A 21,282-nucleotide genomic window follows, 5' to 3' on the forward strand; every position below is an offset into this window, starting at 1 on the left:
CGGTCCGTCGTCGTTAGGGTGAGTCGTATGGAACGACCATCCGGTGATGTGCTCAACCCGAAGGCCCCGCGCGACCCGCAGAACACGCACGTCCCGCAGAACACGCAGGACCCGCACACCGGGCAGGACCCGCCCGCCCCGCAGGACCTGCGGGGCGACTGCGGCAACTGCTTCGGGCTGTGCTGTGTGGCGCTGCCCTTCGCCGCCTCGGCGGACTTCGCCGTCGACAAGGCCGCGGGCAAGCCCTGCGGGAACCTCCGGGACGACTTCCGGTGCGGTATCCACACACGGCTGCGTGATGAGGGGTTCACCGGCTGCACCGTCTACGACTGCTTCGGTGCCGGACAGAAGGTCTCCCAGGTCACCTTCGGCGGCCGGGACTGGCGCTCGGGCGGCCGTGAGCACGCCCGGCGGATGTTCGACGTGTTCCCGGTCGTACGGCAGCTGCACGAACTCCTCTGGTATCTGACCGAGGCCTTGACACTGCCCGCCGCCCGCCCGGCGCACGCGGAGGTCCGCCGGGCCCTCGACGAGACCGAGCGGCTGACCCGGCGCACCGCCGGGGAACTGGCGGAGCTGGATGTCGCCGCGCACCGGCAGCGGGTCAACGAGGTGCTGCTGAAGGTCAGCGACCTCATGCGGGCGGGCGCGGGACGCGCGAAGAACCGCAGGGGAGCCGACCTGATGGGCGCGCGACTCAAGGGCGCCGACCTCCGGAAGGCCAATCTGCGCGGCGCCTATCTGATAGCCGCCGATCTGACCGGCGCCGATCTGCGGGGCGCCGACCTGATCGGTGCGGACCTGCGCGACACGGACCTCACCGACGCCGACCTGACCGGCGCCTTCTTCCTCACCCAGCCGCAGGTCAACGCGGCCCGGGGCAGCGCCGGCACCCGGCTCCCGGCGTCAGTCACCCGCCCCGGTCACTGGGCAGCGTGACGGGGACACGCGCGCCCGCGCGCCCTCGACCGCGCCTTCGGCGCCGGCGCCCGGCACGGTGTCCACGGCCTCGGGCCGGTACCCCGGGCGCCGCTCCAGGCGCAGCCGCAGCCCCTCCGGCATCAGCGTCAGCCGCTCGGTGACCGTCAGCCGGTACGCCGGGTCCGGCCGCAGCTCGTAACGGCGCAGCAGCAGCCCCAGCACCAGCGTGGCCTCGTGCAGCGCGAACTGGCGGCCGATGCAGGCCCGTGCCCCCGTGCCGAACGGCTTGTAGGTGTGCGGGGGCCGCGCGCGGACGGCCGCCGCGTCGAAGCGGTCCGGGTCGAACCTCTCGGCGTCGGCGCCCCACACCTCCGGATCCCGGTGCAGCATCGTCGTCAGCACCAGCGCCCAGCCGCCCCGCCGCACCGGATGGGCACCGCCGAGCACGGTGTCCTCCAGGGCCTCCCGCGAGTAGGCGGGCGCCGTCGGCCACAGCCGCAGCGTCTCGTCGAGCACCCGGCGTACGTAGCGCAGCTTGGCGACCTGGTCGTAGCCGGGCCGGGTCGTGTCACCCCACACCCGGTCCACCTCGGCGCGGGCGCGCGCGGCGAGTTCGGGGCGCAGGGCGAGATAGTGCAGGGCGAACGACAGGGCGCCCGAGGTGGTCTCGTGCCCGGCGATCAGAAAGGTGAGGACCTGGCGGCGCACGTTCGTGGCGGACAGCCGCTCCCCGGTCTCCGGACGCGCTGTCTCCAGCATCCGGTCGAGCAGGTCCCCGGCGCCCCCGCCCCCGGACGACCGGCGTGCGCGCACCACCGCGTCCACCGTGTCGTTCAGGAAGGCCATGTCCACCGCGTTCTGCCGGGAGGCGGCCCGCAGCAGCAGCGGCGCCAGCGGATCGGGGACGACATTGCGGCGCTGGGCGTGGGCGAGGACGCCGACCATCGCGGAGACGAAGGGGTGCGGACGGTCCCGCTCGAAGGAGCCGAAGTCATGGCCGAAGCCGGTCCTGGCGATCGTCTCCAGGGTCAGCTTGGTCATGTCGCCGGGCACGTCCACGGGCCGCCCGGCCGCACCCGCCCGGTCCCAGTGGTCCATCAGCCGTTCGGTGACGTCGAGCATCAGCGGGTGGTACCCGGCCATGGCCTCCCTGCTGAAGCCCGGCGCCAGGACGTCGTGGGCGAGCTGCCAGTTGGGCTCGTCGTTGTACGCCGTGAACAGCCCGTCCCCGGCGACCGGCCGCAGATTGGCGACCCCCAGCCCCACGTGCTTGGCGAACCGCGACTCGTCCGCCATGTCGGCCGCCAGAGCCGCGCCGCCCACGAAGACGATCTCCTTGCCGAACGCCTTCCGCCGGAAGATCGGCCCGAGCCGTCGGCCGAGCCGCATGGAGTCCTGAATCGGGGTCCGGGGGTGGGAGCCGAGGGCGTCGCCGATGAGGGGCAGCCGGTGCGGCGGATGCGGTATCCGGTGCAGCTCGGGCCAGCCCAGCTCCGCGCTGCGGAAACCCCTGGAGGCCGTCGTCCCCGTCGTCGCCGTCATGGCACCGTCTCCCTTGTGCGCAGGCCCGTAGACTCTGTTGTACTCGGGTTCAATAACGCGCTCAGTCTCGACCTGTTGTTGAACTCACGTCAAGTAAGGTGACGCCATGGCAGCCAAGCAGGGGGAGCGTCCGCGGCGCCGGCTCAGCACCGCCGAGCGGCGGGAGCAACTCCTCGACGTCGGGGCCCGGCTGTTCTCGGAGAGTCCGTACGACGACGTGTGGATCGAGCAGGTGGCCGAGATCGCGGGTGTCTCACGGGGGCTGCTCTACCACTACTTCCCCAACAAGCGGGAGTTCTTCGCGGCCGTCGTGGAGTGCGAGAGCGAGCGGATGCTGCGCACGATGACCCCGGCGCCCGGCCGCTCGGCCCGTGAGCGGCTCACCAACGGGCTCGACGTCTTCCTCGCGTACGTCGACGAGCATCCCCACGGCTTCCGGGCCTTCCACCGCGCCGACGCCACCGGCGACCAGGTCGTGCGCAGGGTCTACCAGCGGGCGCTCGCCGCCCAGGAGGCGCGGATCCTCCAGGCGCTCGCCGCGGACGCGGAGTTCGGGGCGGCGCTGGACGGGCGGCCCGGCACCCGGCTCGCCGTACGCGGGTGGCTGTCGTTCACCACGGCCGTCTGCCTGGAGTGGCTGCGGGGCTCGGAGTTGTCGCGGGAGCAGGTGCGGGACCTGTGTGCGCGGGCGCTGTTCGGGGTGCTCGCTCCCTGACCGGAGGGAACCGGCGGGGTGCCGCTGGTTGGCGTACGCCCGGATCTTCGATAGGTTAGGCAAGGCTTACCTAAGGGAGGTTTGGGATGGGTGACCGTCACACCTGGACGGCCGCGCCCGCCGCGGCGGAGCGTGCCCGCTCGGTGCTCGCGGCGGCGTGGTCCTGCGCGGTGACCGCCGAAGGCGGCCGCGAGGAGTTCGTCGGCGCGCACACCGTCACCGAGGACGGCCGGGTGAACCTGCGCGTCCCCGAGGACAGCACGCTCGTCGCCGCCGCGATCTGCGCGCCGCGCGGCGAGCCGTCGGCCGTGCTGGAGTTCGCCGACGTCGCGCCCGTCCCGGTGCGGGGCCGCATCCGGGCCCGGCTGTGGCTCGCCGGCTGGTTCGCGCCCAAGGACGGCGACCTGGAGTTCCGGCCCACCAGGATCGTGCTGCGTGAGCCGTCCGGCGCCGTCGTCGTCGACCTCGACGACTTCGCCGCCGCGGCGCCCGACCCGCTGGCCACGGCCGAGCCGAGGCTCCTGACCCACCTCGCCGACGCCCACCCCGACGCCGTCGAGCGCCTCACCCGGCTCGTCCCGCACGACAGCCTGCACGGCGCCGTACGCGTCCAGCCGCTCGCCGTCGACCGTCACGGCCTCACCCTGCGCGTCGAACGGGCCCGCACCGACGGCGACGTACGCCTGACGTTCCACGAACCCGCCGACGACATGGCGCAGCTCACCGAGCGGATGCACGTCCTGCTGTCCCAGGCGAGCGCCGCGTCCTGCCCCCGAGCCCTACAGCGGCAGCGCGCAGACGGCGACGGGTGACGCGAACGGCTCTCCCGCCCGCCGCAGTTCACCGGAGTCCGGATCGACCCGGAAGACACTGACCGCGCCCGACCGCTGGAGCGCGGCGAACAGCAGACCGCCGTCGGGGGAGAGGGCGATCTGACGGGGGAACTCCCCGCCCACCGGCACCGTGTCCACCAGTCGCAGCCGGGCACCCCCCGCCTCGACCGCGTACCGCGTCAGACTGTCGTGTCCCCGGTTGGCGAGATACGCGTACGCCCCGTTCGGCGTCACCACCAGCTGCGCCGGATAGTTCGTGCCCGACCCCGTCCCCGTGGACCGGGGCCCGCCCGGGGTGAGCCGGCCGCTGTCCGGGTCGTAGGCGCAGACCACCACCGTGTCGTCGACCTCGTTCGCGAGGTACGCGTACCGGCCTCCGGGATGGAAGGTGAGGTGCCGGGGCCCCGCGCCCGGCCGGGTCCGCGCCCGCGAGACCTCGCTCAGCGTGCCGCGCCGCTCGTCGAGGCGGTACGTGTACACCGTGTCGGTGCCCAGATCGACGGCGAGGACATGACCGCCGTCGGGGCTCGTGACGACCTGGTGCGCGTGCGGCCCCCGCTGCCCCGGACCCGGCGCGGGACTGCCGTGCACGACCAGGTCCGTGCGCTCGCCGAGGGCGCCCGAGGGCTCGATGGGGTGCACGGCGACACCGCCCGTGCCGTAGTTCGCGCTGAGCAGCCACCGCCCGCCGGGGTGCACCGAGAGATGGCAGGGGGCCTCGCCGCCGCTGCTCCGGGTGGAGAGGACCTTCCGGTCCGAGATCCGTACCGCGGTCACCCCGCCCTCGGGGCGCTCGTTCACCGTGTACAGCGTCCGGCCGTCCGGGTGGACCGCGAGATACGACGGGTCGCCCACACCGGCGATCGTCCCCCGGCCCGTGATCCGGCCGCTCCGGGCGTCGTACACCGCCACGCCGACACCGGCGCCGCCGCCCTCCGCCGAGGTGTACGTGCCGAGGAACAACGGCCTCGGGCCGGTGGTGGGCGTGCGGGACGCCGAGGGGGAACCGGCCTCCGCCGCCGGGGCGCTCACCGACGGCGCGGACGACGAGGGCGACGACGAGGAGGGCGAGGAGCCCGTGGTCCCCCCGGACCCGGAGCAGCCGGCCAGGGACGCCGGTACGGCCGTCGCCGCCAGCACGCCCAGCACCCGGCGCCTGCTCCAGGCCCCGGGCTCCCGCCCCGCCTCACTCGTCATCCGTCGCACCCCAGGTCTCGCTCGTCCCGTCCGAACCCACCTTGACGGCTCCGAGCGGCCCGACGCAAAACCCGGACGGCGGGCGGGCCCGCCCGACGGCTACCAGTCGCCGTCCTGGACCGGCCTGCCCGGCGCGTCGCCGAGGGGCTTGACCTGGCCGGGGGCGGGCGGCTGCCAGGGGTCGAGGTCGGTGCCGAGCCAGTCGCCGACCGGCTTGACCGCGCCGAGCGCGTCGGCGGGCTCGACGTCGTGCCCGTCCTGGTCGTAGTAGTCGAACCAGGGGAGCCCCGCGTTCGTGTAGGCCGCGCGGTCCACCGGCGACGGCGGCGGGGCCTCACCGGTGATCCGGCGCCACTCGGGCGGGGTGACGAGGTGCACGAAGACCCGGCCGGCCGACTGTTCCGCCCAGCTGCCACGCGGCCAGGTGTCCTGGTAGACCTCCTGGCGCATCGAACCGCCGACACCGAGCCCCATCGCGGCCGGCGCCCGCTGCGGCACCGCCGCACGGGCCGCGGGCGCGGCACCCGGCGCCGCGAACGCCATCGGGCCGGCGCCCGGCGCCGGCGGAGGCAGGGGCGCGCCACCGGGCGGCGCGGCCATCGGGGCGGGCATCGGGGCGGCGCCCGGTGGCGGCATCGGGACCGGGCCGCCGTAGCCGCCGACCGGGCCGAAGTTCCGCTCCCGCGCGGCCCGCTGCCGCTCCGCCTCCCGCCAGACGGCGAGCTGGGTGTCGTTCAGCGGGAACGACTGCAACTGCACCCCGCCGAACACCTCCTCGCCGGTGACCTGCCCCTCGACGGTCGCGCCGAGCCCCAGTGGGACGGCGACGAACTGGCGGACCGTGCCCTTCCCGGAGTTGATGCCGTCGAGCCACGGCTGACGCGGCAGCACCACGTAGTTCTGCGGCTTCCGGCTGAGCCGGTTGCTCCACGGCTCGCCCGACACCGCGCACACCTTCCCGACGCCGACCTGGAGCGCGGTCGGCTCCAGCGAACCGCCGAAGTGCAGCCACATCGCCTCGCGCAGGTACACGGGGAGCATGACCCCGCCACGCGCCCGCATCTCCTCGGAGGCCGTGTGCGGATAGTCCTCGACCCGGCGGATCGGGAAGTCGCCCAGACCGGGCGGAAGCTGGTGCGTACCCGACTCGGGCAGGCGCAGTGTGCGGATGAAGCGCACCCGCACACCACCCGGCAGGTGAAGTGTCGTCCCGTCGATCCGCACGGTGCCGTCGGCCATTCCGTACGCTCCCCTCGTCATCGCGTCGTGCCTTGTCACTTAGTACGTCCGACGGGGCCGGAGCGGTTCCGCCGGGAGGGCAGCGCGGTGCGCAGGCGGTCGCGCAGGCCGGTGAGGCGCGGGGAGCGCTCACGCTGCTCGCGGGTGCAGCGGTCGAGTTCCTCCAGCAGCCGCTGGGAGCGGTGCTGGGTGTCCAGCTCGTCCAGTATGCGGTTGACCTCGGTCAGCACGGCGCCGTACAACTGCCACTCGCTCGGGTCGCGCCGGACGTCCTCCAGCAGCAGGTGCGCGAGCTTGTCGCGGGTCGCGGAGGCCGCCGACAACTCGACGGCGAGGCGCTCCTCCGCGGACTCGGCGCTGCGGCTGACGTCGGTGGTGACCAGGACCGCGAAGCTGACCACCGCGTCACCGATCTCGCCGAGCAGCCGTTCGAGGTTCGCCCCCACCTCGGCGGAGAACAGCGGACTGGGCTCCCGTTCGCGGGCCAGGTCGGTGAGGGTGCGGGCCAGCACACGCAGCACCACCGTGCAGATCTCCAGCGTGTCGAGGCCGGTGCGCAGCACGACCCGGTGCAGCAGCCCTTCCCGGACCCGCGGATTGAGCTTCAGACTGTCCTCGGCCTGCTTGAGGGCCGCGTCGACCTCGACGATGTCGAAGTCGAGCTCACGGGCCTCGTGCAGCCGGGCCGCCGCCACCTCGAAGGCTGGGCGGCCGGCGGCCTCCTCACCGACGCGGATCATCAGCCGCCGCATACGGCGGGCCAGGTCCTCGATGGACTCGCCGGCCGCCTCCACCCACACCGGGGGAGCGAGCAGCAGGTTGAAGGCGAGTCCGACGACGGCGCCGATCAGTGTCTCCATGACCCGGGTCCACGCCGTGTCACTGACGCTGGTCACCCCGAGCACCAGCATCGCGCTGATGGCCACCTCGGGCACGTACTCGCTGACCCGGACCAGATGGCCGACGGCCAAGGAGGCGAGGATGAGCAGGGCGAGGCTCCACCAGGTCAGACCGACGACCGCGCTGAAGCCGATGGCGACGACGACACCGGCGACCACCGAGTTCACCCGGCGGATGCCGTTGGTGAGCGTGGCGTAGAGGGTGACCTGGACGACGAGGAGCGCGGTCAGCGGTGCCGTCAGCGGCGCCGGCGACGTGCTGAACCAGAGCGCCACCACGTAGGCGACCGATGCGGCCGCGGCCGACCGCACGGACTGCACGACCACCGGATCCTGTCGCCACCGGGACACCTTCGTGTGCATCAGTGCCCATACATCACGTACGTCTCGCATCCTTGCGCTGTTCCCCTTGCCGGTACACCGAACTCCTGACCGAGGACCCTAATCACCGGAACGATGCGGCAGGAGGAGGGGGCGGCCTCCGCGTGTACTGCGGTTTCACCGCGCGGGCGTGCGACGTCATCCCGCGGGCGGGTCGCGTCCCCTTCGGCGGCGGGCGCTTCAGGCGTACAGCTTGTCCAGGAAGGCGCTCAGGTGGCCGACCGTTCGGGCGATCTGCTCCTCCGTGGTGAGGCTCTCCTCGAACCGGCTTCCCGTGTCGAGGGCCTTCTTGCCGCGTACGTAGAGGGAGCAGGCCAGGTCGGCGCACATGTACATCCCCACCGAGTTGCCCTCCCGGCCGGCCGCGCCCGCCTTGCGGGCCGTCATCAGGGAGACCCCGCTGCCCCGGTGCGTGGTCAGACACAGGGAGCACATGCTGCGGTGCAGGAAGCCGCGCTGGGCGGAGGGGAACCGCAGGGTGACCCCCACGGGCCGGCCGTCGCGTTCGGCGACGAGGTAGCTGCGGTCGGGTGCGCCCGGATCCCGCCAGCCGAGGAAGTCCAGGTCGTCCCAGGGGCGTTCGTCCAGGTCGCGGGGGAGGGAGACGCGCTTCGCCTCGCCCTTGGAGCAGTTGATGAACGAGCTGCGGATCTCCTGCTCGGTGAGCGGCTTCATGGCGGTCCTCCGGGAGGGCTGTAGGGGAAAGGGCTTCGACGAACCTAGGGGTACTAGGTTCTGGCCTAAGCTACTCGGACTTCCGACGAGGGAGCCAATGAATTACCGCTTCCGCCCCCGGCGCCGTCCCGGTCGTCGACATCTCCGCCACCGGGCCCGGCAGCACCGCCATCCAGCAGGTCATGGGTCTGATGCGGGAGCACGGGCCCGTGCTCGTGCGGCGGCTGCACGGCCGGGACACCCTCTTCGTCGCCGATCTCGACCTGGTCACCGACCTGTCCGACGAGACCCGCTTCGCCAAGGCCGTCGGACCCGCGCTGCGCAACGTCCGCGAGTTCGCCGCCGACGGACTCTTCACGGCATACGGCGACGAGCCCAACTGGGCCAAGGCGCACGACATCCTGATGCCCGCGTTCGCCCTCGGCTCGATGCGCACCTACCACCCGGTCATGCTCCGTGTGGCCCGCCGGCTGATCGACGCCTGGGACCGGGCGAGCCGCGCGGGCCGACCGGTGAACGTGCCCGACGACATGACCCGGATGACGCTCGACACCATCGGCCTCGCCGGCTTCGGCTACGACTTCGGCTCCTTCCACCGCGACGAACCGCACCCCTTCGTCGAGGCCATGGTCCGCTGCCTGGAGTGGAGCATGAACCGGCTGGGCCGGGCCCCCGGCGACGACCACACGGCCGCCGACGCGGCGTTCCGCGCCGACGCCGACCATCTCGCGCGGGTCGTCGACGACGTCATCGCCGCCCGGGTCGAAGCCGGGAACGACGACGCCGACGACCTCCTCGGCCTCATGCTCACCGCCCGGCACCCCGCCGACGGCACCACCCTCGACACCGCCAACATCCGCAACCAGGTCATCACCTTCCTCATCGCCGGCCACGAGACGACCTCCGGGGCCATGTCCTTCGCCCTGTACCACCTGGCCAAGCACCCGGAGGCCCTGCACCTCGTCCAGCGCGAGGTCGACGCCCTGTGGGGCGACGACGCCGACCCCGAGCCCACATTCGACGAGGTGGGGCGGCTGACGTACACCCGGCAGGTGCTCAACGAGGCGCTGCGGCTGTGGCCGACGGCCGCCGCGTTCAGCCGGTACGCCCGCGAGGACACCCTCCTCGGCGGCCGGGTGCCGCTCGTCGCCGGGCAGGAGGTCACGGTGCTCGGCCCGATGCTGCACCGGCAGCCCGTGTGGGGCGACAACCCCGAGCTGTTCGACCCCGACCGCTTCACCGCCGAGGCGGAGGCCGCCCGCTCCCCGCACGCGTTCAAGCCCTTCGGCACCGGGGAGCGCGCCTGCATCGGACGGCAGTTCGCCCTGCACGAGGCGACGATGCTGCTGGCCATGCTGGTGCACCGCTACCGGCCCCACGACCACGCCGACTACGCCCTCACCGTCAAGGAGACCCTCACCCTCAAACCCGAGGGCTTCACCCTCACCCTCACGCCGCGCACCACCGCCGACCGCGCCCACCGCCCCCTGCCGGGCGCCGTACCCGCCACCGCGCCCGCCCGGGCCGCCACCGAGACCGACGCGACCGCCCTGCCCGCCCGGCTCCGCCCGGGCACCCGCGTCCTCTTCCTGCACGGCAGCAACTACGGCACCTGCCGGGAGCTCGCCGCCCGGTTCGCCGACGAGGCCGCCGAGTTGGGCGCGGAGACGGAGGTCGCGCCCCTGGACGCCTACGCCGACGGGCTGCCCGCCGACCGCCCGGTGATCATCACGGCCGCCTCCTACAACGGCCGGCCCACCGACGACGCCACCGCCTTCGCCGCCCGGCTCGACACGGAGACGGCCGCCTACGACGGCACGTACGCCGTCCTCGGCGTCGGTGACCGCAACTGGGCCGCCACCTACCAGCAGGTCCCGACCCGCTTCGACGAACGCCTCGCCACGCTCGGCGGCACGCGTCTGCTGGACCGTGCCGCCGCCGACGCCTCCGGCGACCTCGGCGGCACCGTCCGCGCCTTCGCGGCCGACCTGCGCACCGCCCTCCTGACGGAGTACGGCGACCCCGAGGTCAAGGCCACGGGCACCACCGGGGGGCCCGCCCCCGCGTACGAGGTCCGCGTCCTGACCGGCGGCCCCCTCCACGCCGTCGCCGAGCGCCACGGCCTCGCCCCCATGACCGTCACCGGGGCGTACGACCTCACCGCGCCGGGCCACCCCCGCACCAAGCGGTTCGTCCGGCTCGCCCTGCCGGAGGGCACCACCTACCGCACCGGCGACCATCTGACCGTCCTGCCCGTCAACGACCCGGCGCTCGTCCGGCGGGCCGTCACCGCCCTCGGCCTCGACCCGGACGAGGTCCTCGACATCCGCTCCCGGCGCCGCGACGGCCTCGCGGTCGACCGACCGCTGACCGTACGTCACCTCCTCACCCACCACGTCGAGTTGCGGGCCCGCCCGACCGCCGACCAACTGGCGGCGCTCGCCGCGGCCAACCCCTGCCCCCCCGGAGCGCGCGGCCCTCACGGCGAGCGCGTCCGGCGACGGCGAGCGGCGCACCCTGGTCGAGGTCGTCGAGGCGTACCCGGCGCTGCGCGGCGCCCTGGACCGGCCGGCCCTGCTCGACCTCCTCACCCCGCTGCGCCCCCGCCACTACTCGGTCTCGTCCTCCCCGGCGGCCGACCCCGGCCACATCGACCTGATGGTGTCCCTGCTGGAGGCCCCGGCCCGCTCGGGCGACGGCACCTACACCGGCGTCGGCTCCGGCTACCTGAACACGGTCAAGCCGGGCGACACCGTCCTCGCCCGGATCCAGCCGTGCCGCGAGGCCTTCCGGATCGACCACGACGACCCGGCCCCGGTCATCATGGTCGCGGCCGGCACCGGTCTCGCCCCCTTCCGCGGCGCCATCGCCGACCGGGTCGCCCTCAGGGCGGCGGGCGCCGAACTCGCCCCCGCCCTCTGCTACTTCGGCTGCGACGCCCCCGACGCGGACTTCCTGCACGCCGACGAGCTGCGTGCCGCCGAGGCCGCCGGAGCCGTCGCGCTGCGTCCCGCCTTCAGCGCGGCCCCGGTCGCCGGGGTCACCTTCGTGCAGCACCGGATCGCCGCGGAGGCCGACGAGGTGGGGGCCCTGCTGGACGCCGGCGCCCGTGTCCTCGTGTGCGGCGACGGCGCCCGGATGGCCCCCGGTGTCCGTGAGGCGTTCCGTGTGCTCCTCGCCGAGCGGCACCCCGACGGGGGCCCCGGCCGAGGGCTGGACGACCTGATCGCCTCGGGCCGCTACGTGGAGGACGTCTACGCGGCGGGCTGACCCACGCCGACCTGGTGCGGTCCGGGGGCCCGGCTGGCACAGTGGGCCCCCGTGCCCGGATACGAACGAAGGGGGACCGCGGTGGACGCGGAGGAGCGCGCTCGGCTCGTCCTGGCGGCGGCGGGACTGCCGCCGGAGAGCCTCGCCGAACGGCTGCCGCTCGGCGGCGGCACCTACAACACGGTCGAGGAACTCCGTCTCACCGACGGCACCCGGCTGGTGCTCAAGATCCCTCCGCCGTCCACCGTCCCCGGCCTGTCCCACGAGCGTGACCTCCTCGTCGGCGAGGCCGCGTTCTGCCGTGCGGCGGGGACCGTCGGCGTCCCCGCGCCGGGCGTGGTCGGCGCGGCCCTCGACGAGAGCGCGCCGGCGGGCCGCCACGTGCTGCTCAGCCACTGCCCCGGCGCCGGATGGGAGGGACTGACGGCGGAGCGGAAGGCGGGAGTGCGACGCGAGCTGGGCGGGCTGGTGGCCCGGCTGCACGAGGTCACCGGGCCCGGATTCGGCTATCCGACCGGGGCCCTCGGCCCCCTCGCCCCCGACTGGCGCACCGCCTTCACCACCATGTACGAGGCCGTGCTCGACGACGCCCGCCGCTACGCGGCCTGGCTGCCCCGCCCCGTCGACGAGGTGGCCCGTACCGCGCGGCACGCGTACGACGCGCTCGACGAGGTGACCGTCCCGAGACTCGTCCACTTCGACCTGTGGGACGGCAACATCCTCGTGGAGCACGGGGCGTCCGCCCGCGTGGGCGGTCTGATCGACGGCGAGCGCATGTTCTGGGGCGACCCGGTCGCCGACTTCGTGTCCCTCTCGCTGTTCGGGGACATCCGGCAGGACACGGACTTCCTGGCGGGCTATCAGGAAGCGGGAGGGGACCCCCACCTGTCTCCCGGCGCCGCCCGGCGCTACGCCCTCTACCGCAGCTACCTCTACCTGATCATGCTGGTGGAGACGGTGCCGCGCGAGGCGGACGCGAACGACGTCGCCTGGCGGCGGGAGCGGGTCGCACCCGGTCTGACGGCCGCGCTCGACGAACTGGGCGGCGCCGACCCGATCCCGTGGGTTTCAGCCGATCGCCGCGAGGTACTCGCGCGCGGTGCACGACAGGAAGGGAGCACGCCGTGACCGATCACCGGCTGGAGGGTCCCGGCGAGAACGGTGACCCGATACCGAGGGACCTGCCCGATCAGCAGGCGACCGACGGCGAGGACCCCTGGGAGGTGGTCCCCGGGCAGGGGACCGGCGGGTCCGAGGGCGACGACGCGTCCGAGGAGACCGGCACCGATGTGCCGGACACGGACGAGGCGGGCACCGGACGCCAGGGTGCGCCCCAATCGGGTGGTGTCCACCCCGAGCAGCCCGTCCCCGACGAACCGTCCGGCTGATCCGGAGGGCTCTCGGCCGCTGAGGCCGCGAAGACTCGGCGCCTCCCCGGTGGGACCCGGGGAGGCGCCGTCATGTCCGGCCGGTGCGAAGACCGCGAGCGTGTGGACGGTGTTCGTGGGTGTGCCCGGTGATCTGTCCGGCCGTCGGTTGGTGTCACACCGTCGGCTGAGCGGCTGTTTCGCGGTCCGTGCCGTCGGTCTGTGTCTCCAGGGAGGCTGTGCTGGGCTTGCCGGTTCGGCGCAGGAGGAGGGTGACGGCGGCGGCGGCCAGGGCGGTGGTCGCGGCGCCGGTGATGAGCGCGAGGTGCATTCCGGAGGCGAAGGCGTCGCGGGCGCGGTCGATCAGCGTGGGGTTGCCTGTGGCGTGGCCTATGTGGTGGGCGGCGGCGAGGGAGGAGCGTGCCGCGTGCGCGACGGGTGCGGGGAGCCCGCTGGTGTCGAGCTCGTCCCGGTACTGGGCGCTCATGAGGCTGCCGAGGACCGCGATGCCCAGGGCGCCGCCGAGTTCACGGGAGAGGTCGTTCACGGCGGATCCCACGTTCTGCAGACGGGGCGGCAGGGCGTCGGTGATCGCCGCGGTGGCCGGTGTCGTGGCCAGGCCCATGCCCGCACCGAGCGGCACGAGCCCGCCGGCGACCAGCCAGTACGAACTGCCCGCGTCGAGCTGGGCCAGCACGACCAGACCGGTGGTGACCAGGACAAGGCCGACGGTCCAGGGGCCCCGGGCGCCTCGCCTGGCAACCAGGCGCGGGGTGAGCCGGGCACTGGGGATCATCGCCGCGGACATCGGCAGCACGCTCACCGCCGCCATCAGGGCGCTGTCGCCGCGCACCAGTTGGAGGTACTGCATGGTGACGAAGATGAATCCGAAGAAGGCGAAGAACTGGAGCGTGGTCGAGATCGATCCGGCCGCGAACGCCTTGTGGCGGAACAACCGCGGGTCGAGCAGGGGGCTGGGGTGCCTCAGCTCCCAGACGACGAACGCGGCCAGGACGGCGAGACCGCAGATGATGCCGGTCAGGGTGCGTGTGCTGCCCCAGCCGTGCTCGGGTGCCTCGATGACCGAGTAGACGAGCGCTCCCAGCCCCGCCACGGTGAGAGCCGCTCCGGTCACGTCCACACGCTGCCTGCCCGGCTGCGCGGACTCCGGCACGAAGACCTGGGTGCCGATGAACGCCACCCCGGCCATCACGGTGTTCAGCCAGAACACCGAGCGCCACGACCACACCTCGAGCAGCGCGCCGGAGGCGAACAGCCCCAGCGCGGCGCTGGCGCCCGCGACGGCCGCCCAGATACTGATGGCACGCGCCTGCTGGGTGCGGGGGAAGGTGCTGGTGATCGTGGACAGCGTGGCGGGCATGACGAACGCGGCTGCCACGCCGAGCACCGCGCGCAGGGCGATGAGGACGTCCGGCTCGGTGGTGAAGGTCGCGGCCAGCGACACTCCCGCGAACAGTCCGACACCGCCGAGCAATGCCCTGCGACGCCCGAAGCGGTCGCCGAGGGTCGCTGCGAACAGTAGGAAGGACGCGAAGATCAGACTGTAGGAGTCGATGATCCACGACAGCTGGGTCTGGTTGGCGTGTGTCTCCCGGGCGATGTCGGGCAACGCCACGCTCAGTGACGCCATCGCCGATACCACGGTCGCCAGGGCCAGGCAGGTCACGGCCAGAACAGGGCCGGTGCGCACTGCACGCACCGGCCCCCTGGCCTGGCGTGGAAGGGGGGAACCGGGCATGGGGAACCTCCTGTGAACGAAATAGGTGGATTGAACGAAACCGGTCGACGGCCGCCGGCACTCGTGGAGGACAGCAGGCCGGTCGAGGCCGCCGAGCAGAGTGGTTCAGCGGGCGGAGAAGACGTGAGGGTGGCCGGCCGCATGGTCGGGGTGTGCACCGTGTGTGGCCTTGACCCAGTAGGCGTCGCCGGCCTTGCGGGACTGCGCCGGCAGGAGTCTCGCGGCGAACAGGGTCAGCCCGTCGAGTCCCTGACCGTCGAGGGTGAGCCCGTCGCGGTGCGGGAGGACGCTGACCTCCGTGGTGAAGCCGGCCGCCGGGTGGGGGAGGACGAGTCCGCTCAGCGGCTGGGCGGCGTGCTCGACGAGAGCGACGCCGAACCCCTCCGGTCCTGGAGCCCCTACCGCGAGCTCGGCTTGATCCTTTGCTGATCGTCGAGCACGTCGACCAGGCCTCGGTACGCGCCCTGCTGACCCCGCTCCGGGACACCGGCCACCACGTGCCGGCCTTCGAGGAGACAACAGCCTGAGAGGGCGCTGAACATCGGTCGTACTACCGGTAGTTGAGCTCGGCGAGCTCGGTGGCGAGCTTCCTCGGCATGCCTGTGTGGCCGAGCAGGGGGAGCACGGTGTTGCGGGCCCCTCGGGCCATCGGGTTGCGTGTGGTGGCCACGCGGGTCATCCGGTGGGTGAACGCGACCACCCGCTGGGCCACGGGGCGGCGCCGTGCCTCGTAGCCGTCGAGCTGCCCGGAGGCCACCGCCCGGCCGAGGGCGTAGCCGTCCTGGATGCCGGTGTTCATCCCCTGCCCGCCCGCGGGGCTGTGCACATGGGCGGCGTCGCCGGCCAGCAGCAGGCGGCCGGCCCGGTAGCGGTCGGCGACCCGGTGGTGCACCCGGAACCTGGACGACCACGCCAGCCCGGTGACCCGGGCCTGGCCGGGGGCGCGCTCGTCGAGCAGCCGCTGGACGAAGTCGATGTCCGGTGCGGCGGGCGCTTCGTCCACGGTGGCGACGACCCGGTAGTGATCGCCGGGGAGCGGGGCGACGACGGTGAGTCCCGCGGTGCCGAAGGTGAGCGAGACCTCGCTGGGGCCCGGCAACCAGTCCATCACGACGTCGGCGAGCACGAAGGACTCGGCATAGGCGTTGCCGGTGAACCCGATGCCCGCTGCTTCGCGCACGGTGCTGTGCATGCCGTCGGCGCCGACGGCGTACGCGGCGCGCAGTGTCTCGCCGGTGGTCATGGTGAGTGTCACGCCGTCGTCGTCCTGGACGACGGAGGCGACCTCGTAGGGACGGTGCACCTCGCCGCCGAGCGCCCGCAGCCGGTCCAGCAGCACGCTTTCGGTCTCGTACTGGGGAACCATCAGTGTGTACGGGTGAGGGGTGGGCAGCTGGTCGAACGGCACGGTCAGCAGTCGGCGGGCACCGTCGCGGACGGCGAACCGGGTGACCCGGACGCCTCGCGCGATCAGCTCCTCGGAGGCACCGAGCTCGTCGAGGACCTCCAGGGTGCGGGCGTGGACGACGGCGGCACGCGAGGTGTTCGCGCCCTCGGCCAGCTTGTCGAGGACGACGAAGTCGATGCCGGCGGAAGCGAGCGTGACGGCGAGCGCGAGACCGGTCGGACCGCCGCCGACGACGGCGACCTCGGTACGGCTGGGGAGCGCGGTGGTGTTCATGGCGGGGATTCCCTTCTGGCCCAGCAAAGCCAACAGGTGTTTGCCAACGGTTGTTGGCCAACGTTCGTTGACATGATGCGCACGTCGGCACTGGATAGTCAACACGCGTTGGCCTACAGTCGTTGACATGAACCGGGACACCGAGACCAGCACCACCGACAAGCGTTCGGACCGAACCAAGGCCACGATCCTGCGCGCCGCACGCGAGCGCTTCGCCGCCCAGGGCTACGAGCGCACCACCATCCGGGCCGTGGCCTCGGACGCAGGCATCGACCCGTCCATGGTCATGCGCTACTTCGGCAACAAGGCACAGCTCTTCGACGCGACGCTCGCCATCGACCTGCGACTTCCCGACCTCACACGAGTCCCGGCGGACGGACTCGCCCAGGCCCTGGTACGGCACTTCCTCGAACGCTGGGAAGGCGACCCGGCCGACGACGCGCTGCTGGTCCTGTTGCGCTCGGCCGTCACCAACGAACAGGCCGCGACACGCATGCACGAGATCTTCGCCGCGCAGGTCGCCCCGGCGCTCGCCGCGGCCCTGGGGCCGGAACTCGCCGCACGCCGGGCCGGCCTGGTCTCCGCGCAACTCCTCGGCCTCGGACTCACCCGCTATCTGCTACGCCTCCCGGCGGTGACCGCCCTGACGCCGGACGAGATCGAAGCCGGCCTCGCCCCAGCCATCCAGGCCGTCCTCGCCCTGCACTAGGGCAGAACCGTCAGCTGCCGGATGAGTGGCCGCGCGACGCGGCCCCTCCATCGTCCCGGCCTGACGGCCCTGCCCGGTGCCGCGTGGGACCCCAGCCCGTGCTGGGGCGTTCGCGCGTTGTCCGCGGCCGCGCGCATCGCCGTGCTCTCAGGGGACGGACCCGCCTCCCGCCGCTCAGCCCACCTTCCGGCCCCGCAGCGGTTCCGTGTCGGCGCCGGCGCCCTGCCGCAGGCCTTCCAGGAACTCCTCCAGCACCTCCACGGCCGTCCGCTCGGGCCGCCAGTGCAGCTCGTCGCGGGCCCGGGTGCAGTCCATCAGCGGCAGCCGCAGCACCGCGTCGAAGAGATGCGGCGACGCGGGCAGCAGCCTCAGATTCCACGCGGCGGCGACCGCCGACCGGACGGCGGCCCGCGGCAGCCGCATCGGCCGCGACCCCGTCATCTCGCCCAGCAGCCCCGCGTCCACGGGCGGCTCGGCCGCCAGGTTGAAGGCGCCGCGCACCTCGGAGTGGAGCGCCAGCCGGTACGCGTGGGCGGCGTCGTCGGTGTGCAGCGCCTGGACCCGCAGCCCCGGGATGTCGGGCATGAAGGGCAGCAGCTCGGGCCGGGCGAGCGGCCCCGGCAGAAGACGTCCGCCGAAGATCCGGCGCTGCTCGCTCGCCGATTCCCGCTTGAACAGGAACGCGGGCCGCATCCGCACCACCCGCACCTCGGGGTGCTCGTACTCGAAGGAGTCCAGGGCACGCTCCAGGTACGCCTTCTCCCGGCAGTACGCGGCGTCCGGCCAGCCGTGCGTGGGCCACGACTCGTCGACGGACCGGTCCTTCGGGCCCGGCGAGTACGCGCCGACCGAGGAGGCGTGCACCAGGGCCGGGACCTTCGCCGCCGCCACCGCCTCGAAGACCCGCATGCTGCCGAGCACATTGGTCCGCCAGGTGACGGCCGGGTCATGGGTGGGCTGGAAGGCCCACGCGAGATGGACGACCGCCGTCGCCCCCTCGAACTCCTTCCTCAGGTCGGCGTCCCCGGACCCCAGGTCCACGGCCGACCACTCCGTCTTCTCGGGCGACCAGTCGGGGACCCGACGGGCGAGGCCCCGCACCTGCCCGACCCGCTCGTCCTCCGCGAGCAGCCGTACCAGGCTCGTTCCGACATTGCCGGTGGCGCCCGTGATCACGATCTTGTCGCCGGACTCCTTGTTCACCGCTGACTCCTCTCGCGCCGCGACTTCCAGGGCCGCCCACGAGTACCCGGACCACGCCGTCGCACGCGGCGGCCCTCCCCGGCGGGCGCCGGTCTGGCCGATTCCCGCGGTGCCCCTACGCGCCCACGAGAGGATCACCCCCATGACCGAGATCATCCTGATGTCCGATCCCGAGGTCGCGGCCGTACCCGTGCGCGACTGCGACGAGCCGCTCGTCGACGTACGCCGGGACAGTGCCCTGCCGGTCGACCCCCGCAAGGCCGACGCCACGGGTGCCTACGCCCATCTGCGCGCGGGAGTGCTGGAGAGGCTGGTCCGGGCCCAGTCGCTGCTGCCGGAGGGTCTGCGCCTGCTGTTCGTCGAGGGATACCGGCCCCCGGACCTGCAACGCCGGTACTTCGACGAGTACACGGCCGAGATACGCGCCCTGCACCCCGCCTGGGACGCCGCCCGCGTCCGCACGGCGGCCAGCCGCTATGTGTCGCCGCCCGAGCTGGCCCCGCACTCGGCGGGCGCCGCCGTCGACCTGACCCTCGTCGACGCCGACGGTCGCGAACTCGACTGCGGTACGCCGGTCAACGCCAGCCCCGAGGACAGCGCGGGCGCCTGTTACACGGGTGCCGGGAACATCCCCGCCGAGGCCCGCGCCCACCGGGAGACCCTGGGGGCCGCCCTCACGAAGGCCGGGCTGGTCAACTACCCCACCGAGTGGTGGCACTGGTCGTACGGCGACCGCTACTGGGCCCTGATGACGGGCGCGCCGGCCGCCCTGTACGGCCCGAGAGACCTCACGGGCTGACGACTGCCGCTCATGCGAAGGACAAGCCCCGACCGGACGGGGGAATCTCGGTCGGGGCGGTCTGTGTGTGGGTGCGGATGGCGGTCGCCTCTCGGCGAAAGGCTCCACAGGGCTTCAGCCGAACGATCGTCCCTGTGGGCAAAAGGTGAGGCCCGGGGACACTGTCCCATCCACACCCACGGTTTGTTCAACGGGCAACCACCCGTGGCTGTTCCCTCCGTTCCGGACCTCGCCGGTGATCCGCGTCACGTCGTCAGGGCGGGCCGCGGCGGCCCTCGTCAGGTCATTCCTCGCGGCCCAGCGGGCTGTCGTCCAGCGCGGCCAGCAGATGCGCCGGATTCCGGAACACCATCTCCGCGCCGGCCGCCTCCAGCTCGGGACGCGGGATGCCCCCGCTGAGCACGGCCACACAGCGGACGCCCGCCCGGACGCCGGCCCGCATGTCCCACACCGTGTCCCCGACGAACACCGACCGCCCGGCCGGGGCCTTCGCCAGCTCCAGCGCGTGCTCCACCGGGTCGGGGGCAGGTTTGCCCTCGGCCACGTCCTCCGCGCTCGCCGTCGCCATGATGGCGTCGTCCGCGCCGATCGCGCGCCGCAGCGCGACCAGCTCCGGCCCGCTGGCGGACGTCGCCAGCACCACCCGCCAGCCCTGCCCGTCGAGCCGCCGCAGCAGCCGCCCGGCCTCCGGGAACGGGGGCAACCGCTCGAAGTACGTCCCGTACAACGCCTTGTGCGCCGCGCTCAGCGCGTCGCTCTCCTCCGGCTTCGGCTCCTCGGCCAGCACATGGGTGATCAGGTCCCGCGACGGCAGCCCCACCGCCCGGTGGATGTCGTGCATCGCCACCTGGTGCCCGGCCTGACGGAACGCCTCCCACCAGGCGACCACATGCAGATGGTTGGTGTCGACGAGAGTCCCGTCGACATCGAACACAGCGGCCTTGGCCATGACGCACCTTTCCTCGCATCGGGTGTCACTTCTCGCGTTCCGAAACGGGCGGTGATCGCCGCGGGGCGCCCGGCACGGGCACCTCCCTGTCGTGGGCCCACCGCAGCAGGTCCTCCACGCCCCACGTCGTCACCACCCGGTCCTCGGGTACCCCGCACTCCTCGGCTCGCGCACACCCGTGGATCTGCCAGGTGAGCTGCCCCGGCGCGTGCGCGTCCGTGTCCACGGAGAACAGCACTCCGGCCTCCACCGCCCGCCGCAGCAGCCGCCGGGGCGGGTCCAGCCGCTCCGGCCTGGAGTTGATCTCCAGGGCCGTGCCGGTCTCCGCGCAGGCCGCGAACACCGCGTCCGCGTCGAACTCCGACTCCGGTCGGCCCCGCCCGGTGAGCAACCGTCCCGTGCAGTGACCCAGCACGTCGGAGCGCGGCTCACGGACCGCGGCGACCATCCGCCGGGTCATCGACCTGGCGTCCATCCGCAGCTTGGAGTGCACCGACACCACCACGACGTCGAGGCGGTCCAGCAGCTCGGGTTCCTGGTCCAGCGAGCCGTCGTCGAGGATGTCGCACTCGATGCCCGTGAGCAGCCGGAACGGCGCCCAGGTCTCGTTCAGCGCCGCCACCACGTCCAGCTGCTCGCGCAGCCGCTCGGGGGACAGGCCACGGGCGACGGTCAGCCGGGGCGAGTGGTCGGTGAGGACCGCCCACTCGTGGCCGAGACGTGCGGCGGTCCGGCCCATGTCCTCGATCGGGCTGCCCCCGTCCGACCAGTCCGAGTGCACATGGCAGTCGCCCCGGATCAGCTCCCTCAGCCGGTGGCCGCCGTCCGTGAGGGGGGCCTCCGCCTCCTGCTCCAGCTTCCCCAGATACTCCGGCACCTGCCCGGCCAGCGCCTCCCGCACCACCTGCGCGGTCTTCGGCCCGATCCCCTTCAGCGACTCCAGCGACCCCGAGGCCGCCCGCTCGGCCACCTCGTCCGGCGGGAACGCGCCGAGCACCTCGGCGGCCGTACGGAACGCCCGTACCCGATACGTGGGGGCCCGGTCCCGCTCCAGCAGGAAGGCGATCCGCTCCAGGGCCTCGACGGGATCCATGGCACCTCCAGCGTTCCGCTTACAGACTCGCCCAGGCGCCGGGTACCCGC

Annotated in this window: 18 protein-coding genes and 1 pseudogene; 9 read left to right on the forward strand and 10 right to left on the reverse strand. The window is 73.3% G+C overall.

The window, feature by feature from the left end; translation table 11 throughout:
- Nucleotides 1–27 precede the first annotated feature (27 nt).
- On the forward strand, nt 28–939 hold the full coding sequence (locus SMA5143A_RS28720) for a pentapeptide repeat-containing protein (RefSeq protein ID WP_107465719.1): 912 nt from the start codon (nt 28–30) through the stop codon (nt 937–939).
- Here SMA5143A_RS28720 and SMA5143A_RS28725 read toward each other — a convergent pair.
- Nucleotides 907–2,463 (reverse strand): cytochrome P450, encoded by a 1,557-nt coding sequence (locus SMA5143A_RS28725; protein WP_107465720.1) that lies wholly within the window; start codon nt 2,461–2,463, stop codon nt 907–909. The two genes, SMA5143A_RS28720 and SMA5143A_RS28725, sit on opposite strands and share 33 nt — an antisense overlap.
- 106 nt (nt 2,464–2,569) lie before the next feature.
- Between SMA5143A_RS28725 and SMA5143A_RS28730 the strand changes: the two genes are divergently transcribed.
- Together SMA5143A_RS28730 and SMA5143A_RS28735 are read left to right on the forward strand one after the other, a co-directional pair.
- Complete coding sequence (locus tag SMA5143A_RS28730) at nt 2,570–3,178, forward strand: TetR/AcrR family transcriptional regulator (protein ID WP_107465721.1); 609 nt, start codon at nt 2,570–2,572, stop codon at nt 3,176–3,178.
- A gap of 86 nt (nt 3,179–3,264) precedes the next feature.
- A complete protein-coding gene (locus tag SMA5143A_RS28735; protein ID WP_107465722.1) occupies nt 3,265–3,990 on the forward strand; it encodes a DUF2470 domain-containing protein in 726 nt (241 codons plus the stop codon).
- Here SMA5143A_RS28735 and SMA5143A_RS28740 read toward each other — a convergent pair.
- The 4 genes from SMA5143A_RS28740 to SMA5143A_RS28755 form a co-directional block, all read right to left on the reverse strand.
- Complete coding sequence (locus tag SMA5143A_RS28740; protein ID WP_107465723.1) at nt 3,958–5,208, reverse strand: lactonase family protein; 1,251 nt, start codon at nt 5,206–5,208, stop codon at nt 3,958–3,960. The genes SMA5143A_RS28735 and SMA5143A_RS28740 overlap by 33 nt on opposite strands.
- A 99-nt stretch (nt 5,209–5,307) precedes the next feature.
- Nucleotides 5,308–6,447 (reverse strand): hypothetical protein, encoded by a 1,140-nt coding sequence (locus SMA5143A_RS28745; protein ID WP_107465724.1) that lies wholly within the window; start codon nt 6,445–6,447, stop codon nt 5,308–5,310.
- Between the two features lie 35 nt (nt 6,448–6,482).
- Entirely contained in the window at nt 6,483–7,739 is a 1,257-nt protein-coding gene (locus SMA5143A_RS28750) for an FUSC family protein (protein WP_107465725.1), read from the reverse strand.
- Nucleotides 7,740–7,907: 168 nt separating this feature from the next.
- Entirely contained in the window at nt 7,908–8,402 is a 495-nt protein-coding gene (locus SMA5143A_RS28755; protein ID WP_107465726.1) for an FBP domain-containing protein, read from the reverse strand.
- Nucleotides 8,403–8,503: 101 nt separating this feature from the next.
- Between SMA5143A_RS28755 and SMA5143A_RS28760 the strand changes: the two are divergent.
- From SMA5143A_RS28760 to SMA5143A_RS28770, 3 genes and pseudogenes are all read left to right on the forward strand, one after another.
- A pseudogene (locus SMA5143A_RS28760) lies at nt 8,504–11,672 on the forward strand (cytochrome P450).
- An 81-nt stretch (nt 11,673–11,753) separates the two neighbouring features.
- Nucleotides 11,754–12,800, forward strand: coding sequence for a phosphotransferase family protein (locus SMA5143A_RS28765; protein ID WP_107465727.1), 1,047 nt, complete (start codon nt 11,754–11,756; stop codon nt 12,798–12,800).
- Complete coding sequence (locus tag SMA5143A_RS28770; protein WP_107465728.1) at nt 12,797–13,060, forward strand: hypothetical protein; 264 nt, start codon at nt 12,797–12,799, stop codon at nt 13,058–13,060. The genes SMA5143A_RS28765 and SMA5143A_RS28770 overlap by 4 nt, the downstream gene beginning before the upstream one ends.
- Before the next feature lie 154 nt (nt 13,061–13,214).
- Here SMA5143A_RS28770 and SMA5143A_RS28775 read toward each other — a convergent pair whose 3' ends face one another.
- Nucleotides 13,215–14,690: an MFS transporter gene (locus SMA5143A_RS28775; protein WP_219923614.1), complete on the reverse strand. Its 1,476-nt coding sequence runs from the start codon at nt 14,688–14,690 to the stop codon at nt 13,215–13,217.
- A gap of 120 nt (nt 14,691–14,810) precedes the next feature.
- Between SMA5143A_RS28775 and SMA5143A_RS28780 the strand changes: the two genes are divergently transcribed.
- Nucleotides 14,811–15,227 (forward strand): hypothetical protein, encoded by a 417-nt coding sequence (locus SMA5143A_RS28780; RefSeq protein WP_146193969.1) that lies wholly within the window; start codon nt 14,811–14,813, stop codon nt 15,225–15,227.
- Nucleotides 15,228–15,348: 121 nt separating this feature from the next.
- Here SMA5143A_RS28780 and SMA5143A_RS28785 read toward each other — a convergent pair whose 3' ends face one another.
- Nucleotides 15,349–16,479 (reverse strand): FAD-dependent oxidoreductase, encoded by a 1,131-nt coding sequence (locus tag SMA5143A_RS28785; RefSeq protein WP_107465731.1) that lies wholly within the window; start codon nt 16,477–16,479, stop codon nt 15,349–15,351.
- 127 nt (nt 16,480–16,606) lie between these two features.
- Between SMA5143A_RS28785 and SMA5143A_RS28790 the strand changes: the two genes are divergently transcribed.
- Nucleotides 16,607–17,188, forward strand: a complete 582-nt coding sequence (locus SMA5143A_RS28790) for a TetR/AcrR family transcriptional regulator (RefSeq protein ID WP_107465732.1) — start codon at nt 16,607–16,609, stop codon at nt 17,186–17,188.
- A 174-nt stretch (nt 17,189–17,362) separates the two neighbouring features.
- Here the strand turns inward: SMA5143A_RS28790 and SMA5143A_RS28795 are convergent, their stop codons facing one another.
- Nucleotides 17,363–18,391: an SDR family oxidoreductase gene (locus SMA5143A_RS28795; protein ID WP_107465733.1), complete on the reverse strand. Its 1,029-nt coding sequence runs from the start codon at nt 18,389–18,391 to the stop codon at nt 17,363–17,365.
- A gap of 142 nt (nt 18,392–18,533) precedes the next feature.
- On the opposite strand from SMA5143A_RS28795, the gene SMA5143A_RS28800 reads away from it, so the two are divergent.
- Entirely contained in the window at nt 18,534–19,190 is a 657-nt protein-coding gene (locus SMA5143A_RS28800) for a M15 family metallopeptidase (RefSeq protein ID WP_107465734.1), read from the forward strand.
- A gap of 283 nt (nt 19,191–19,473) precedes the next feature.
- On the opposite strand, the gene SMA5143A_RS28805 is transcribed toward SMA5143A_RS28800, so the two are convergent.
- On the reverse strand, nt 19,474–20,139 hold the full coding sequence (locus tag SMA5143A_RS28805; RefSeq protein WP_107465735.1) for an HAD family hydrolase: 666 nt from the start codon (nt 20,137–20,139) through the stop codon (nt 19,474–19,476).
- Nucleotides 20,140–20,164: 25 nt separating this feature from the next.
- Nucleotides 20,165–21,232: a PHP domain-containing protein gene (locus SMA5143A_RS28810; RefSeq protein ID WP_107465736.1), complete on the reverse strand. Its 1,068-nt coding sequence runs from the start codon at nt 21,230–21,232 to the stop codon at nt 20,165–20,167.
- Between the last annotated feature and the right edge of the window lie 50 nt (nt 21,233–21,282).

This window comes from Streptomyces sp. MA5143a, from assembly GCF_900290235.1.
Lineage (GTDB): Bacteria > Actinomycetota > Actinomycetes > Streptomycetales > Streptomycetaceae > Streptomyces.